Annotated in this window: 10 protein-coding genes, 2 tRNA genes and 5 rRNA genes; 10 read left to right on the forward strand and 7 right to left on the reverse strand. The window is 38.5% G+C overall.

Annotated features, from left to right (window positions below):
• The 7 genes from H5J23_RS13790 to H5J23_RS13820 form a co-directional block, all read right to left on the reverse strand.
• A 23S ribosomal RNA gene (locus H5J23_RS13790) occupies positions 1–1,614 on the reverse strand; the annotation flags it as partial.
• Positions 1,615–1,750: 136 nt separating this feature from the next.
• Positions 1,751–1,826: transfer RNA gene (locus H5J23_RS13795), tRNA-Ala, on the reverse strand.
• A 52-nt stretch (positions 1,827–1,878) separates the two neighbouring features.
• Positions 1,879–3,395: ribosomal RNA gene (locus H5J23_RS13800) — 16S ribosomal RNA — on the reverse strand.
• 287 nt (positions 3,396–3,682) lie between these two features.
• The gene (dapD, locus tag H5J23_RS13805) at positions 3,683–4,384 is read right to left on the reverse strand and encodes a 2,3,4,5-tetrahydropyridine-2,6-dicarboxylate N-acetyltransferase (RefSeq protein ID WP_185890944.1); all 702 of its coding nucleotides are present in this window, start codon (positions 4,382–4,384) and stop codon (positions 3,683–3,685) included.
• Between the two features lie 14 nt (positions 4,385–4,398).
• Positions 4,399–5,097, reverse strand: coding sequence for a 4-hydroxy-tetrahydrodipicolinate reductase (gene dapB / locus H5J23_RS13810; RefSeq protein WP_185890942.1), 699 nt, complete (start codon positions 5,095–5,097; stop codon positions 4,399–4,401).
• Complete coding sequence (dapA, locus tag H5J23_RS13815) at positions 5,094–5,969, reverse strand: 4-hydroxy-tetrahydrodipicolinate synthase (protein ID WP_023052075.1); 876 nt, start codon at positions 5,967–5,969, stop codon at positions 5,094–5,096. The genes dapB (H5J23_RS13810) and dapA (H5J23_RS13815) overlap by 4 nt, the downstream gene beginning before the upstream one ends.
• Positions 5,970–6,179: 210 nt before the next feature.
• Positions 6,180–6,677, reverse strand: a complete 498-nt coding sequence (locus H5J23_RS13820; protein WP_255494446.1) for a hypothetical protein — start codon at positions 6,675–6,677, stop codon at positions 6,180–6,182.
• Positions 6,678–7,311: 634 nt separating this feature from the next.
• Here H5J23_RS13820 and H5J23_RS14260 point away from each other — a divergent pair.
• The 10 genes from H5J23_RS14260 to galE all read left to right on the forward strand — a co-directional run bounded on the left by H5J23_RS14260 (position 7,312) and on the right by galE (position 16,644).
• Positions 7,312–7,530, forward strand: coding sequence for a hypothetical protein (locus tag H5J23_RS14260; protein WP_255494447.1), 219 nt, complete (start codon positions 7,312–7,314; stop codon positions 7,528–7,530).
• Complete coding sequence (locus tag H5J23_RS13825; protein WP_255494448.1) at positions 7,511–8,035, forward strand: hypothetical protein; 525 nt, start codon at positions 7,511–7,513, stop codon at positions 8,033–8,035. The genes H5J23_RS14260 and H5J23_RS13825 overlap by 20 nt, the downstream gene beginning before the upstream one ends.
• Positions 8,036–8,128: 93 nt before the next feature.
• A complete protein-coding gene (gene dapA, locus H5J23_RS13830) occupies positions 8,129–9,019 on the forward strand; it encodes a 4-hydroxy-tetrahydrodipicolinate synthase (protein WP_185892863.1) in 891 nt (296 codons plus the stop codon).
• Positions 9,016–9,714: a 4-hydroxy-tetrahydrodipicolinate reductase gene (gene dapB, locus H5J23_RS13835; RefSeq protein WP_185890942.1), complete on the forward strand. Its 699-nt coding sequence runs from the start codon at positions 9,016–9,018 to the stop codon at positions 9,712–9,714. Before dapA (H5J23_RS13830) ends, dapB (H5J23_RS13835) begins: the two co-directional genes overlap by 4 nt.
• A 14-nt stretch (positions 9,715–9,728) precedes the next feature.
• Positions 9,729–10,430 carry a 2,3,4,5-tetrahydropyridine-2,6-dicarboxylate N-acetyltransferase gene (gene dapD, locus H5J23_RS13840; protein WP_185890944.1) on the forward strand — a complete coding sequence of 234 codons (702 nt, stop codon included), beginning with the start codon at positions 9,729–9,731 and terminating at the stop codon, positions 10,428–10,430.
• 286 nt (positions 10,431–10,716) lie between these two features.
• Positions 10,717–12,229, forward strand: a 16S ribosomal RNA gene (locus H5J23_RS13845).
• Between the two features lie 45 nt (positions 12,230–12,274).
• A tRNA-Ile gene (locus tag H5J23_RS13850) sits at positions 12,275–12,351 on the forward strand.
• A gap of 140 nt (positions 12,352–12,491) precedes the next feature.
• Positions 12,492–15,408, forward strand: a 23S ribosomal RNA gene (locus H5J23_RS13855).
• An 87-nt stretch (positions 15,409–15,495) separates the two neighbouring features.
• Positions 15,496–15,611: ribosomal RNA gene (gene rrf, locus H5J23_RS13860) — 5S ribosomal RNA — on the forward strand.
• A 67-nt stretch (positions 15,612–15,678) separates the two neighbouring features.
• Positions 15,679–16,644 (forward strand): UDP-glucose 4-epimerase GalE, encoded by a 966-nt coding sequence (galE, locus tag H5J23_RS13865; protein WP_185892865.1) that lies wholly within the window; start codon positions 15,679–15,681, stop codon positions 16,642–16,644.
• The last annotated feature ends 2 nt before the right edge of the window (positions 16,645–16,646 follow it).

Genomic DNA, 16,646 nt, shown 5'->3' on the forward strand with positions numbered 1-16,646 from the left:
TTTTCTCGGCAGTGTGGTATTTGCACCTTCCATCTTACGACTCCTCATCACACCTCACGTTTAGTCTAGCGGATTTTCCTACTAGACCACGCTACATGCTTGAACTGGCACTTCCGTTCGCCAGCGTGCATAACCTCCTGCGTCCCTCCATCACTTGATATCAGTGGCACAGAAATATTAATCTGTTTTCCATTCGCCTACGCAATCTAGCCTCGGCTTAGGACCCGGCTTACCCAGGGGAGACAAACTTTACCCTGGAACCCTTGGTCTTCCGGCGTGGGGGATTCTCGCCCCCATTCTCGCTACTTATTCCTGCATTCTCACTTCTGATACCTCCAGAGTCTCTTGTCGATTCTCCTTCAACGGCCTACAGAACGCTCTCCTACCAGTCGCTTACGCAACTCCACAGCTTCGGTTTATAACTTAGCCCCGTTACATTGTCGGCGCAGAGACTCTCGACCAGTGAGCTATTACGCACTCTTTAAAGGTATGGCTGCTTCTAAGCCAACCTCCTGGTTGTTTGTGAATCTCCACCTCCTTTCCCACTTAGTTATAATTAGGGACCTTAGCTGGTGGTCTGGGTTGTTTCCCTTTTGACCATGGAAGTTAATTCCCATAGTCTCACTCCTGAGCTCTAGAATTATGGTATTCGGAGTTTGATTGACTTCGGTAAGCAGTATGCCCCCTAGGTCATTCAGTGCTCTACCCCCATAATTGAACACTCAAGGCTGCACCTAAATGCATTTCGGAGAGAACGAGCTATCTCCTGGTTCGATTGGCTTTTCACCCCTAAACCTACCTCATCTCCCAACTTTTCAACGGCGGTGAGTTCGGGCCTCCACTGTGTCTTACCACAGCTTCACCCTGGACAGGCTTAGATCACCAGGTTTCGCGTCTACGCCCAGCGACTATGTCGCCCTATTCAGACTCGGTTTCCCTTCGGCTCCGTTAAACTTAACCTTGCCACTGAACGTAACTCGCAGGATCATTCTCCAAAAGGCACGCCATCACCCCAAAGGGCTCTGACCGCTTGTAAGCACACGATTTCAGGTTCTATTTCACTCCCCTCCCGGGGTTCTTTTCACCTTTCCCTCACGGTACTATGCGCTATCGGTAAGTAAGAGTATTTAGCCTTACGAGATATGGTCCTCGCAGATTCACACAGAATTCCTCGTGTTCCGTGCTACTTGGGAGAGATCATACATTTGATACGGTTTACCTGTACGAGGCTTTCACTCTCTACGGCAGGCCTTTCCAGACCTTTCCAGTTCGGCGTATCATAATGTCGAATACCTTGCAGTTCTTCAGACGATCTTCCCGCTACCCCGTAGATGCAACGGCTGCATCCTTGGCACATCTACGGTTTGGGCTCACCCCCGTTCGCTCGCCGCTACTTAGGGGATCGTTTTTACTTTCTTTTCCTCGGGTTACTTAGATGTTTCAGTTCACCCGGTTCCCTCTTTCGTGCTAAGACTCCATCTTAGCAGATTTCTCCATTCGGAAATCTTGGCATCATAGTTCGATTGCAACTCCACCAAGCTTATCGCAGCTTACCACGTCCTTCATCGGCTCTTACTTCCTAGGCATCCTTCGTGTGCCCTTAATATTTTAACCTTGTAATATAATTCATATTATTTAGACAGACTAACTACTCAATTTAAGATTGACTTAAAAATGAATTGTTAGTTAATTTAGAATATTTTCTCAATATCTACTATATAGTTTCCAATGTCCAAGTTTGATAATGTTTTGGTGGAGATAAGCGGAGTCGAACCGCTGACCTACGCAGTGCAAGTGCGTCGCTCTCCCAACTGAGCTATATCCCCATACTTACAAAGAACAGTATCAATCGAATAGAGAAAAAGTTAGTCTCCTTAGAAAGGAGGTGATCCATCCGCACGTTCCCGTACGGATACCTTGTTACGACTTCACCCCAATCGCTAATCACACCTTAGGAACATCCCTCCTTACGGTTAGGCCTGCTACTTCAGGTGCAACCAACTCTCGTGGTGTGACGGGCGGTGTGTACAAGACCCGAGAACGTATTCACCGCAACATGCTGATTTGCGATTACTAGCGATTCCAACTTCATGTACTCGAGTTGCAGAGTACAATCCGAACTAAGAACAGCTTTAAGAGATTAGCTCACCCTCGCGGGTTGGCAACTCTCTGTACTGCCCATTGTAGCACGTGTGTAGCCCAGCGTATAAGGGGCATGATGACTTGACGTCATCCCCACCTTCCTCCTGCTCATCGCAGGCAGTATCGCATGAGTGCTCAACTTAATGGTAGCAACATACAATAGGGGTTGCGCTCGTTGCGGGACTTAACCCAACATCTCACGACACGAGCTGACGACAGCCATGCACCACCTGTCACTAAGTTCCGGCAAGCCGGCACGAATCCATCTCTGGAAACTTCTTAGGATGTCAAACGCTGGTAAGGTTTCTCGCGTTGCGTCGAATTAAACCACATGCTCCACCGCTTGTGCGGGTCCCCGTCAATTCCTTTGAGTTTCACACTTGCGTGCGTACTCCCCAGGCGGATCACTTATCGCGTTAGCTTGGGCGCTGAGGTTCGACCCCCAACACCTAGTGATCATCGTTTACGGCGTGGACTACCAGGGTATCTAATCCTGTTTGCTCCCCACGCTTTCGCGCTTTAGCGTCAGTATCTGTCCAGTGAGCTGACTTCTCCATCGGCATTCCTACAAATATCTACGAATTTCACCTCTACACTTGTAGTTCCGCCCACCTCTCCAGTACTCTAGAAAAACAGTTTCCAACGCAATACGGAGTTGAGCCCCGCATTTTAACATCAGACTTTATTTTCCGCCTAGACGCGCTTTACGCCAATATAATCCGGATAACGCTGCGACCATACGTATTACCGCGGCTGCTGGCACGTATTTAGCCGTCGCTTCTTCTGTTGGTACCGTCACTTTTCTTCTTCCCAACTGAAAGCACTTTACAATCCGAAGACCTTCATCGGTGCACACAGAATTGCTGGATCAGGCTTGTGGCCCATTGTCCAATATTCCCCACTGCTGCCTCCCGTAGGAGTAAGGGCCGTGTCTCAGTCCCTTGTGGCCGTTCACCCTCTCAGGCCGGCTATCCATCGTCGCCTTTGGTGGGGCCGTTACCCCCACCAACTAGCTAATGGAACGCAAGGCTCTCTCTTGGCGCATATAGCTTTCATAAGTTTCCCATGCGAGAATCTCATAATATCCGGTATTAGCTGTCGTTTCCAACAGTTGTCCCAGACCAAGAGGCAAGTTCCTTACGCGTTACTCACCCGTCCGCCATCCTCAATACCCGAAGGTAAATCGAATCGACTTGCATGTGTTAAGCATTCTGTCAGCGTTCATCCTGAGCCAGGATCAAACTCTTCATTCAAATATATTTAAAGTCCTAAGACTTACGTTTACACCATTTATTGGTTTGCCATTTCTGGCATTTTGTTATTTTCATAACTTCTGACTATTTTCTCTATTCGGTTGTTAATGTCCTTATCTTTTAACTTTCGTCTGCGGTGTTTCCCGCTGACAAAAATAATAGTACCATAATTTTTAAACTTCGTCAACTACTTTTTTTATTTTTTTAAATTTTTTTTCATTTTTTTTATTAGACATAAAAAAAAGATAGAAAGTTTTAGATTTTCTATCTTTAAATTTTTTTTCATTTTATTTTCTTAAATCATCAACAAGTTTTGTTTTTTCACTTGTCTTCTCATCTTTTAATTTTATAATTTTAGCAGGATTTCCTGCTACTACTGCACCTTCAGGAACGTCTTGTAATACAATAGCTCCTGCCGCTACCACTGCACCTTTTCCAACTCTTACACCCTCTATAACAACTGCATTAGCACCTATCATAACATCATCTTCTATCACAACTGGTTGAGCTGATGGCGGTTCTATTACTCCAGCTAAAACTGTTCCAGCACCTATATGACATCTTTTTCCTACAATAGCTCTTCCACCTAACACCACGTTCATGTCTATCATAGTTCCTTCTCCAATTTCTGCTCCTATATTTATTACAGCACCCATCATTATAACAGCATTGTCACCTATTTTTACTTTATCTCTTATTATAGCACCTGGTTCAATTCTTGCATTTATATTTTTAGTATCAAGAAGTGGAACACCAGAATTTCTAGCAATATTTTCTACAAAATAGTTTATTATACTTTTTTTATTTTTTTCTATTACTTCTTCAATATCTTTCCAATCTCCGATTAAAATACTTCCCTCTTCACCTTTAAAAACAAAAATATTTTCATTTTTAAAATCTACAATTCCATTTATATAAGCTTTAGTTAAAGTTTTCTTTTGTGAATTTTTTATAAAATTTATTAACTCTTCAGCTGTTTCTAGTCTCACTTTATACCACTCTCCTAATTAAAGATATCTTTCATTGTATACAATCTAGGTTGCTTACCTATAATAAAATCAGCACATTTCAACGCACCAACTGCAAATATTTTTTTCGATAAAGCCTTGTGAGATATCTCTATAATCTCATCTTCTCCTGCAAAAATGACTGTATGTTCTCCTACAATCGTTCCACCTCTTATTGCATGAATTCCAATCTCTTTCTTTTCTCTTTTAGCCATCCCTTCTCTTCCATAAACAACATTGTATTTCTCGTGCAAAGATTTTTGGATTGTTTCTAAAAGAGTAATCGCAGTTCCACTAGGTGAATCTATTTTCTTATTATGATGTTTTTCAATTATTTCTATATCAAAATTTTCTTCTAACTTTGGAACTAATTTTTCCAATACACTATTTATAGCATTTATACCTAAAGAAGTATTCGAGGATAATAATATCGGTATTTTCTTCGAAGCTTCTACAATTTTTTCTAAAGTTTCACCACTATAACCTGTTGTTGCTATTACTAAAGGATAATTTCTCTCTACACATCTATCTAATAAATCATTTAATTTACTAAAATGTGAAAAATCTACAACAACATCTATTTTTTCATTTATATTTATTTCTTCAATCCTATCTACAAAAGCGACTATTTTATCATCACCAATATCTCGAATAGTTTTTCCCATTGTTCCCGTTCCATGCATAGCTATTCTCAAACTACTTCACCTACTTCTTCTAATTCTTTTTTTAATATAGCTATATTTTTCTCTTCCATATCACCTAAAGGTAAACGACATTTTCCAACACCTTTTCCTAAAATATTCATTGCTTCTTTTACTGGAATAGGATTAACTTCTAAAAATAGAGATTTAACCAATCCATTATATTTTAATTGTAGTCTTTGAGCTTCTTTTACATCACCATTAAAAAAATTTTCAACCATATTATGAACTACCTTAGGCTCTATATTAGCTAAAACCGAGACTGTTCCAACAGCACCTATTGACATCAAAGGAATAGTTATATCATCATTTCCTGAATATAACGCTAACTCTGGAACTAATCTTGCAACTTCACACGCATAAGATATATCTCCACTAGCTTCTTTTAAAGCTACTATATTTTTATGTTTAGCTAATTTTTTCAACAAATTAATCGATAAATTAACTCCTGTTCTTCCAGGAACGTTATATAACATTATAGGAAGATTCACAAACTCAGCTATAGAAACAAAATGTTTATATATTCCATCTTCATTTCCTTTATTATAATAAGGAGTTACTAACAATAATCCATCAACACCTAACTTTTCATACTTTTTAGACATTTCAATTGCTTGGATTGTATTGTTACTACCTGCTCCAACTATTATAGGTAGTCTCTTTTTATTTACTTCTAGTACAGTTTCTACAATTTTAACTTTTTCATCATCCGTAAGTGTACTTGCTTCCCCTGTTGTTCCTAAAATTATAAGAGCATCTGTATTATTTTCACAATGATATTCTACTAATTCTGATACTTTTAAATAATTCACACTCATATCTTCGTTAAATGGTGTAATTAGTGCTACTCCTGATCCTTTAAACATTGGCTACCCTCCATTACTAAGTTGTGATTAAATAGCTTTATCCACTATCTTCCTTTTATCTTATCTTCTATAGATAAAAATTTCAATTCATTTTTTATTTTTTCTATTTATTCGACTATATAAGTTCCTTTTTCACTTCCTAAACTTTCACCTACAAAAATTGGTACTTTATATTTTTTCCCTATTACTACTGCCTTTGTTTCCATTACTTTAGCTCCATTTTTTTGACATTTTTTCCATATCATCGTAAGATATTTTTTCAATTTTAGTAGCTAAATTATTTTTTCTTGGATCATCTGTATAAACTCCATCTACATCTGTATAAATTCTACATTCACAACCTAAAACTCCAGCTAAAGCTACCGCTGTTGTATCTGAACCACCTCTTCCTAAAGTTGTTATATCTCCACTGTCATTAATTCCTTGAAATCCAGCTACTATAACTACTTTCTGTTCTTTCAATTGTTTTTCTAAAAAATTTTTATCTATACTTATAATCTCACTATTTCCATATTCTCCAACTGTTCTTAGTCCTATTTGATATCCTGTATAAGATGTAGCATCACACCCTATAGAGTTTAAAGCTATTGATAATAATGCTGCACTTTGTTGTTCACCTGTACTTATTAGCATATCTATCTCTCTTTTATTAGGAGTTCTAGCTAAAGAATAAGCTTTTTTTAATAATTCGTCTGTTGTTTTTCCCATTGCTGAAACTACTATAATTATTTCATCAATTTTTTTCTTTTAATTCTTTTATATAATCAGCTATTTTAGATATTTTTTCTAAAGTCGCTACTGAACTTCCACCATACTTCAATACTACTCTCATATAAATTCACCTCTTACTTTATTTTCTATATTTTACTTCTTTTAAATATGATTTTTAATTTATCAATTTTTTATTTTTTTTGTTCATTATTTTTATAAATATATTATATTTTTTAATAATCTATATTTTAATAAAAGTTCATATATTATGAATTTTTATTTTTTATATTTGTTTTTATAAAAAAATAATACTATCATTAATTAATTATTTATACAGGAGGTAACTATGAATTTCTTATTAAACGAAGTTATAATTATAACTTCGTTTAATAAGAAATTCATAGTTACCTCCTGTATAAATAATTAATTAATGATAGTATCTATTTTTTTATAAAAACAAATATAAAAAATAAAAATTCATAATATTATGAACTTTTATTAAAATATAGATTATTAAAAAATATAATATATTTATAAAAATAATGAACAAAAAAAAATAAAAAATTGATAAATTAAAAATCATATTTAAAAGAAGTAAAATATAGAAAATAAAGTAAGAGGTGAATTTTATATGAGAGTAGTATTGAAGTATGGTGGAAGTTCAGTAGCGACTTTAGAAAAAATATCTAAAATAGCTGATTATATAAAAGAATTAAAAGAAAAAATTGATGAAATAATTATAGTAGTTTCAGCAATGGGAAAAACAACAGACGAATTATTAAAAAAAGCTTATTCTTTAGCTAGAACTCCTAATAAAAGAGAGATAGATTATGCTAATAAGTACAGGTGAACAACAAAGTGCAGCATTATTATCAATAGCTTTAAACTCTATAGGGTGTGATGCTACATCTTATACAGGATATCAAATAGGACTAAGAACAGTTGGAGAATATGGAAATAGTGAGATTATAAGTATAGATAAAAATTTTTTAGAAAAACAATTGAAAGAACAGAAAGTAGTTATAGTAGCTGGATTTCAAGGAATTAATGACAGTGGAGATATAACAACTTTAGGAAGAGGTGGTTCAGATACAACAGCGGTAGCTTTAGCTGGAGTTTTAGGTTGTGAATGTAGAATTTATACAGATGTAGATGGAGTTTATACAGATGATCCAAGAAAAAATAATTTAGCTACTAAAATTGAAAAAATATCTTACGATGATATGGAAAAAATGTCAAAAAATGGAGCTAAAGTAATGGAAACAAAGGCAGTAGTAATAGGGAAAAAATATAAAGTACCAATTTTTGTAGGTGAAAGTTTAGGAAGTGAAAAAGGAACTTATATAGTCGAATAAATAGAAAAAATAAAAAATGAATTGAAATTTTTATCTATAGAAGATAAGATAAAAGGAAGATAGTGGATAAAGCTATTTAATCACAACTTAGTAATGGAGGGTAGCCAATGTTTTAAAGGATCAGGAGTAGCACTAATTACACCATTTAACGAAGATATGAGTGTGAATTATTTAAAAGTATCAGAATTAGTAGAATATCATTGTGAAAATAATACAGATGCTCTTATAATTTTAGGAACAACAGGGGAAGCAAGTACACTTACGGATGATGAAAAAGTTAAAATTGTAGAAACTGTACTAGAAGTAAATAAAAAGAGACTACCTATAATAGTTGGAGCAGGTAGTAACAATACAATCCAAGCAATTGAAATGTCTAAAAAGTATGAAAAGTTAGGTGTTGATGGATTATTGTTAGTAACTCCTTATTATAATAAAGGAAATGAAGATGGAATATATAAACATTTTGTTTCTATAGCTGAGTTTGTGAATCTTCCTATAATGTTATATAACGTTCCTGGAAGAACAGGAGTTAATTTATCGATTAATTTGTTGAAAAAATTAGCTAAACATAAAAATATAGTAGCTTTAAAAGAAGCTAGTGGAGATATATCTTATGCGTGTGAAGTTGCAAGATTAGTTCCAGAGTTAGCGTTATATTCAGGAAATGATGATATAACTATTCCTTTGATGTCAATAGGTGCTGTTGGAACAGTCTCGGTTTTAGCTAATATAGAGCCTAAGGTAGTTCATAATATGGTTGAAAATTTTTTTAATGGTGATGTAAAAGAAGCTCAAAGACTACAATTAAAATATAATGGATTGGTTAAATCTCTATTTTTAGAAGTTAATCCTATTCCAGTAAAAGAAGCAATGAATATTTTAGGAAAAGGTGTTGGAAAATGTCGTTTACCTTTAGGTGATATGGAAGAGAAAAATATAGCTATATTAAAAAAAGAATTAGAAGAAGTAGGTGAAGTAGTTTGAGAATAGCTATGCATGGAACGGGAACAATGGGAAAAACTATTCGAGATATTGGTGATGATAAAATAGTCGCTTTTGTAGATAGGATTGAAGAAATAAATATAAATGAAAAAATAGATGTTGTTGTAGATTTTTCACATTTTAGTAAATTAAATGATTTATTAGATAGATGTGTAGAGAGAAATTATCCTTTAGTAATAGCAACAACAGGTTATAGTGGTGAAACTTTAGAAAAAATTGTAGAAGCTTCGAAGAAAATACCGATATTATTATCCTCGAATACTTCTTTAGGTATAAATGCTATAAATAGTGTATTGGAAAAATTAGTTCCAAAGTTAGAAGAAAATTTTGATATAGAAATAATTGAAAAACATCATAATAAGAAAATAGATTCACCTAGTGGAACTGCGATTACTCTTTTAGAAACAATCCAAAAATCTTTGCACGAGAAATACAATGTTGTTTATGGAAGAGAAGGGATGGCTAAAAGAGAAAAGAAAGAGATTGGAATTCATGCAATAAGAGGTGGAACGATTGTAGGAGAACATACAGTCATTTTTGCAGGAGAAGATGAGATTATAGAGATATCTCACAAGGCTTTATCGAAAAAAATATTTGCAGTTGGTGCGTTGAAATGTGCTGATTTTATTATAGGTAAGCAACCTAGATTGTATACAATGAAAGATATCTTTAATTAGGAGAGTGGTATAAAGTGAGACTAGAAACAGCTGAAGAGTTAATAAATTTTATAAAAAATTCACAAAAGAAAACTTTAACTAAAGCTTATATAAATGGAATTGTAGATTTTAAAAATGAAAATATTTTTGTTTTTAAAGGTGAAGAGGGAAGTATTTTAATCGGAGATTGGAAAGATATTGAAGAAGTAATAGAAAAAAATAAAAAAAGTATAATAAACTATTTTGTAGAAAATATTGCTAGAAATTCTGGTGTTCCACTTCTTGATACTAAAAATATAAATGCAAGAATTGAACCAGGTGCTATAATAAGAGATAAAGTAAAAATAGGTGACAATGCTGTTATAATGATGGGTGCTGTAATAAATATAGGAGCAGAAATTGGAGAAGGAACTATGATAGACATGAACGTGGTGTTAGGTGGAAGAGCTATTGTAGGAAAAAGATGTCATATAGGTGCTGGAACAGTTTTAGCTGGAGTAATAGAACCGCCATCAGCTCAACCAGTTGTGATAGAAGATGATGTTATGATAGGTGCTAATGCAGTTGTTATAGAGGGTGTAAGAGTTGGAAAAGGTGCAGTGGTAGCGGCAGGAGCTATTGTATTACAAGACGTTCCTGAAGGTGCAGTAGTAGCAGGAAATCCTGCTAAAATTATAAAATTAAAAGATGAGAAGACAAGTGAAAAAACAAAACTTGTTGATGATTTAAGAAAATAAAATGAAAAAAATTTAAAGATAGAAAATCTAAAACTTTCTATCTTTTTTTTATGTCTAATAAAAAAAATGAAAAAAAATTTAAAAAAATAAAAAAAGTAGTTGACGAAGTTTAAAAATTATGGTACTATTATTTTTGTCAGCGGGAAACACCGCAGACGAAAGTTAAAAGATAAGGACATTAACAACCGAATAGAGAAAATAGTCAGAAGTTATGAAAATAACAAAATGCCAGAAATGGCAAACCAATAAATGGTGTAAACGTAAGTCTTAGGACTTTAAATATATTTGAATGAAGAGTTTGATCCTGGCTCAGGATGAACGCTGACAGAATGCTTAACACATGCAAGTCGATTCGATTTACCTTCGGGTATTGAGGATGGCGGACGGGTGAGTAACGCGTAAGGAACTTGCCTCTTGGTCTGGGACAACTGTTGGAAACGACAGCTAATACCGGATATTATGAGATTCTCGCATGGGAAACTTATGAAAGCTATATGCGCCAAGAGAGAGCCTTGCGTTCCATTAGCTAGTTGGTGGGGTAACGGCCCACCAAGGCGACGATGGATAGCCGGCCTGAGAGGGTGAACGGCCACAAGGGGACTGAGACACGGCCCTTACTCCTACGGGAGGCAGCAGTGGGGAATATTGGACAATGGGCCACAAGCCTGATCCAGCAATTCTGTGTGCACGATGAAGGTCTTCGGATTGTAAAGTGCTTTCAGTTGGGAAGAAGAAAGTGACGGTACCAACAGAAGAAGCGACGGCTAAATACGTGCCAGCAGCCGCGGTAATACGTATGTCGCAAGCGTTATCCGGATTTATTGGGCGTAAAGCGCGTCTAGGCGGAAAAATAAGTCTGATGTTAAAATGCGGGGCTCAACTCCGTATTGCGTTGGAAACTGTTTTTCTAGAGTACTGGAGAGGTGGGCGGAACTACAAGTGTAGAGGTGAAATTCGTAGATATTTGTAGGAATGCCGATGGAGAAGTCAGCTCACTGGACAGATACTGACGCTAAAGCGCGAAAGCGTGGGGAGCAAACAGGATTAGATACCCTGGTAGTCCACGCCGTAAACGATGATCACTAGGTGTTGGGGGTCGAACCTCAGCGCCCAAGCTAACGCGATAAGTGATCCGCCTGGGGAGTACGCACGCAAGTGTGAAACTCAAAGGAATTGACGGGGACCCGCACAAGCGGTGGAGCATGTGGTTTAATTCGACGCAACGCGAGAAACCTTACCAGCGTTTGACATCCTAAGAAGTTTCCAGAGATGGATTCGTGCCGGCTTGCCGGAACTTAGTGACAGGTGGTGCATGGCTGTCGTCAGCTCGTGTCGTGAGATGTTGGGTTAAGTCCCGCAACGAGCGCAACCCCTATTGTATGTTGCTACCATTAAGTTGAGCACTCATGCGATACTGCCTGCGATGAGCAGGAGGAAGGTGGGGATGACGTCAAGTCATCATGCCCCTTATACGCTGGGCTACACACGTGCTACAATGGGCAGTACAGAGAGTTGCCAACCCGCGAGGGTGAGCTAATCTCTTAAAGCTGTTCTTAGTTCGGATTGTACTCTGCAACTCGAGTACATGAAGTTGGAATCGCTAGTAATCGCAAATCAGCATGTTGCGGTGAATACGTTCTCGGGTCTTGTACACACCGCCCGTCACACCACGAGAGTTGGTTGCACCTGAAGTAGCAGGCCTAACCGTAAGGAGGGATGTTCCTAAGGTGTGATTAGCGATTGGGGTGAAGTCGTAACAAGGTATCCGTACGGGAACGTGCGGATGGATCACCTCCTTTCTAAGGAGACTAACTTTTTCTCTATTCGATTGATAGTGTTCTTATGCGTTTGTAGCTCAGGTGGTTAGAGCACACGCCTGATAAGCGTGAGGTCGGTGGTTCGAGTCCACTCAAACGCACCATTAAATACATTATCAAACTTGGACATTGGAAACTATATAGTAGATATTGAGAAAATATTCTAAATTAACTAACAATTCATTTTTAAGTCAATCTTAAATTGAGTAGTTAGTCTGTCTAAATAATATGAATTATATTACAAGGTTAAAATATTAAGGGCACACGAAGGATGCCTAGGAAGTAAGAGCCGATGAAGGACGTGGTAAGCTGCGATAAGCTTGGTGGAGTTGCAATCGAACTGTGATGCCAAGATTTCCGAATGGAGAAATCTGCTAAGATGGAGTCTTAGCACGAAAGAGGGAACCGGGTGAACTGAAACATCTAAGTAACCCGAGGAAAAGAAAGTAAAAACGATCCCCTAAGTAGCGGCGAGCGAACGGGGGTGAGCCCAAACCGTAGATGTGCCAAGGATGCAGCCGTTGCATCTACGGGGTAGCGGGAAGATCGTCTGAAGAACTGCAAGGTATTCGACATTATGATACGCCGAACTGGAAAGGTCTGGAAAGGCCTGCCGTAGAGAGTGAAAGCCTCGTACAGGTAAACCGTATCAAATGTATGATCTCTCCCAAGTAGCACGGAACACGAGGAATTCTGTGTGAATCTGCGAGGACCATATCTCGTAAGGCTAAATACTCTTACTTACCGATAGCGCATAGTACCGTGAGGGAAAGGTGAAAAGAACCCCGGGAGGGGAGTGAAATAGAACCTGAAATCGTGTGCTTACAAGCGGTCAGAGCCCTTTGGGGTGATGGCGTGCCTTTTGGAGAATGATCCTGCGAGTTACGTTCAGTGGCAAGGTTAAGTTTAACGGAGCCGAAGGGAAACCGAGTCTGAATAGGGCGACATAGTCGCTGGGCGTAGACGCGAAACCTGGTGATCTAAGCCTGTCCAGGGTGAAGCTGTGGTAAGACACAGTGGAGGCCCGAACTCACCGCCGTTGAAAAGTTGGGAGATGAGGTAGGTTTAGGGGTGAAAAGCCAATCGAACCAGGAGATAGCTCGTTCTCTCCGAAATGCATTTAGGTGCAGCCTTGAGTGTTCAATTATGGGGGTAGAGCACTGAATGACCTAGGGGGCATACTGCTTACCGAAGTCAATCAAACTCCGAATACCATAATTCTAGAGCTCAGGAGTGAGACTATGGGAATTAACTTCCATGGTCAAAAGGGAAACAACCCAGACCACCAGCTAAGGTCCCTAATTATAACTAAGTGGGAAAGGAGGTGGAGATTCACAAACAACCAGGAGGTTGGCTTAGAAGCAGCCATACCTTTAAAGAGTGCGTAATAGCTCACTGGTCGAGAGTCTCTGCGCCGACAATGTAACGGGGCTAAGTTATAAACCGAAGCTGTGGAGTTGCGTAAGCGACTGGTAGGAGAGCGTTCTGTAGGCCGTTGAAGGAGAATCGACAAGAGACTCTGGAGGTATCAGAAGTGAGAATGCAGGAATAAGTAGCGAGAATGGGGGCGAGAATCCCCCACGCCGGAAGACCAAGGGTTCCAGGGTAAAGTTTGTCTCCCCTGGGTAAGCCGGGTCCTAAGCCGAGGCTAGATTGCGTAGGCGAATGGAAAACAGATTAATATTTCTGTGCCACTGATATCAAGTGATGGAGGGACGCAGGAGGTTATGCACGCTGGCGAACGGAAGTGCCAGTTCAAGCATGTAGCGTGGTCTAGTAGGAAAATCCGCTAGACTAAACGTGAGGTGTGATGAGGAGTCGTAAGATGGAAGGTGCAAATACCACACTGCCGAGAAAAGCTTCTAAGCGTTATAAAGATATTAGTGCCCGTACCCCAAACCGACACAGGTGGTCAGGATGAGAAATCTAAGGCGGACAGGCTAACTCTCGTTAAGGAACTCTGCAAAATAGCCCCGTAACTTCGGGAGAAGGGGTGCCTTTTATGGTGAGCGTACACGCGACGCAAAGCTATGAGAGGCCGCAGTGAAGAGTCTCAGGCGACTGTTTAACAAAAACACAGGTCTATGCTAAGCTGTAAGGCGACGTATATGGGCTGACACCTGCCCAGTGCCGGAAGGTTAAGAGGAGGAGTGAGAGCTCCGAATTGAAGCCCCGGTGAACGGCGGCCGTAACTATAACGGTCCTAAGGTAGCGAAATTCCTTGTCGGGTAAGTTCCGACCTGCACGAATGGTGTAACGATCTGAGAGCTGTCTTGACGGGAGGCCTGGTGAAATTGTATTACCGGTGAAGATACCGGTTACCTGCAGTAGGACGGAAAGACCCCATGGAGCTTTACTGTAGCTTGGTATTGGGTTTTGGCATCGTATGTATAGGATAGTTGGGAGACTATGATGCGTGGTCGCTAGATTACGCGGAGTCACTGGTGGAATACCAACCATACTATGTCGGAATTCTAATTTGAGGTTTGTACCCTCGAAGACAGTGCTAGGTGGGCAGTTTGACTGGGGCGGTCGCCTCCGAAAGAGTAACGGAGGCGTTCAAAGGTTCTCTCAGGTTGGATGGAAATCAACCGCAGAGTGCAATGGCATAAGAGAGCTTAACTGCGAGACTGACGGGTCGAGCAGGTGCGAAAGCAGGACATAGTGATCCGGCGATTCCGAATGGAAGGGTCGTCGCTCAACGGATAAAAGCTACCCTGGGGATAACAGGCTGATTCTACCCGAGAGTCCATATCGACGGTAGAGTTTGGCACCTCGATGTCGGCTCATCGCATCCTGGGGCTGGAGAAGGTCCCAAGGGTTGGGCTGTTCGCCCATTAAAGCGGTACGTGAGCTGGGTTCAGAACGTCGTGAGACAGTTCGGTCCCTATCCACTGTAGGCGTTAGAGTATTGAGAAGATCTGTCCTTAGTACGAGAGGACCGGGATGGACAAACCTCTGATGTACCAGTTGTCACGCCAGTGGCACAGCTGGGTAGTCACGTTTGGAACAGATAACCGCTGAAAGCATCTAAGCGGGAAACTGACTTCAAGATAAGTACTCTTTAAGATACCTTCGAGACTAGGAGGTTGATAGGTTGGGGGTGTAAGAGTTGTGAGACTTTTAGCTGACCAATACTAATATATCGAAGTTTTAACCTTAATATACTACTATATAGTTTTCAAATGATCCAAGAAGTGACAAAGTCACGACTATGGAAAATTCATAGTTCACACAAATAAATATTGATTGGCAACGATAGCTATGGAGGTACACCCAGTAACATTTCGAACCTGGAAGTTAAGCCCATAAACGCTGAAAGTACTTGGGGGCAGCCCCCTGGGAGGATAGGAAGTTGCCAATCTTTTTTTATTTTTTGTAAAATTGTGCTATAATTTAATAGATAAAATTAAATTGTAGAGAGGTGTTATATGAAAAATATATTAGTTACTGGTGGCGCGGGTTATATAGGAAGTCATGCAGTGGTAGAATTATTAGATTCAGGGTATAATGTTATTGTTTTAGACAATTTAGAGAACGGATATATAGAATTAGTTGATAAGAGAGCAAAATTTTATCAAGGAGATATAAGAGATATAAATTCTTTTGAAAATATTTTTAAAGAAAATGAAATAGATGCTGTAATGAATTTTGCAGGTTATATAAAAGTTGGTGAAAGTGTTTTTGAACCAAATAAATATTATCTCAATAATACCTATGGAGTTATGAATGTAGTTGAAGTTATGAAAAAATATAATGTAAAAAATATAATTTTTTCATCAACTGCTGCAGTTTATGGCGAAGTTAAATGTGATGGTTTAGTGTATGAAGATTATCCAACTGCTCCAATAAATCCATATGGAGCTAGTAAATTAATGGCTGAAAGAGTTATAATAGATGCAGCAAAAGCTTACGGGATAAATTATTCTATATTTAGATATTTTAACGTTGGAGGAGCTCATGAAAAATATCATATAGGACAAAAAGGTGATGGTGTAACAGCTTTAATTCCAATAATTTTACAAGCAGCAAAAGGGGAAAGAGAAAAACTAAGTATTTATGGTGATGATTATCCAACAAAAGATGGAACTGGTATAAGAGATTATATTCATGTAGTTGACTTAGTGAGAGCACATATTGCTGCTTTACCAGCATTAGATAAAAATATCAGTGGAATTTATAACTTAGGAAATGGGAATGGATTTTCAGTTTTAGAAATGCTAAATGCAGCTAAAAAGGTTACAAATGTTGATATAAAATCAGAGGTAGTTGAAAAAAGAGAAGGGGATCCAGCATCAGTAGTAGCAGCTAGTGAAAAGCAAGAGATATATTTAGGATGGAAACATGAATATACAGATGTTGAAAAGATAATTGAAACAGCTTGGAAATTGGTATAGAA

This window comes from Cetobacterium sp. 2G large (genome assembly GCF_014250655.1).
Lineage (GTDB): Bacteria > Fusobacteriota > Fusobacteriia > Fusobacteriales > Fusobacteriaceae > Cetobacterium_A > Cetobacterium_A somerae.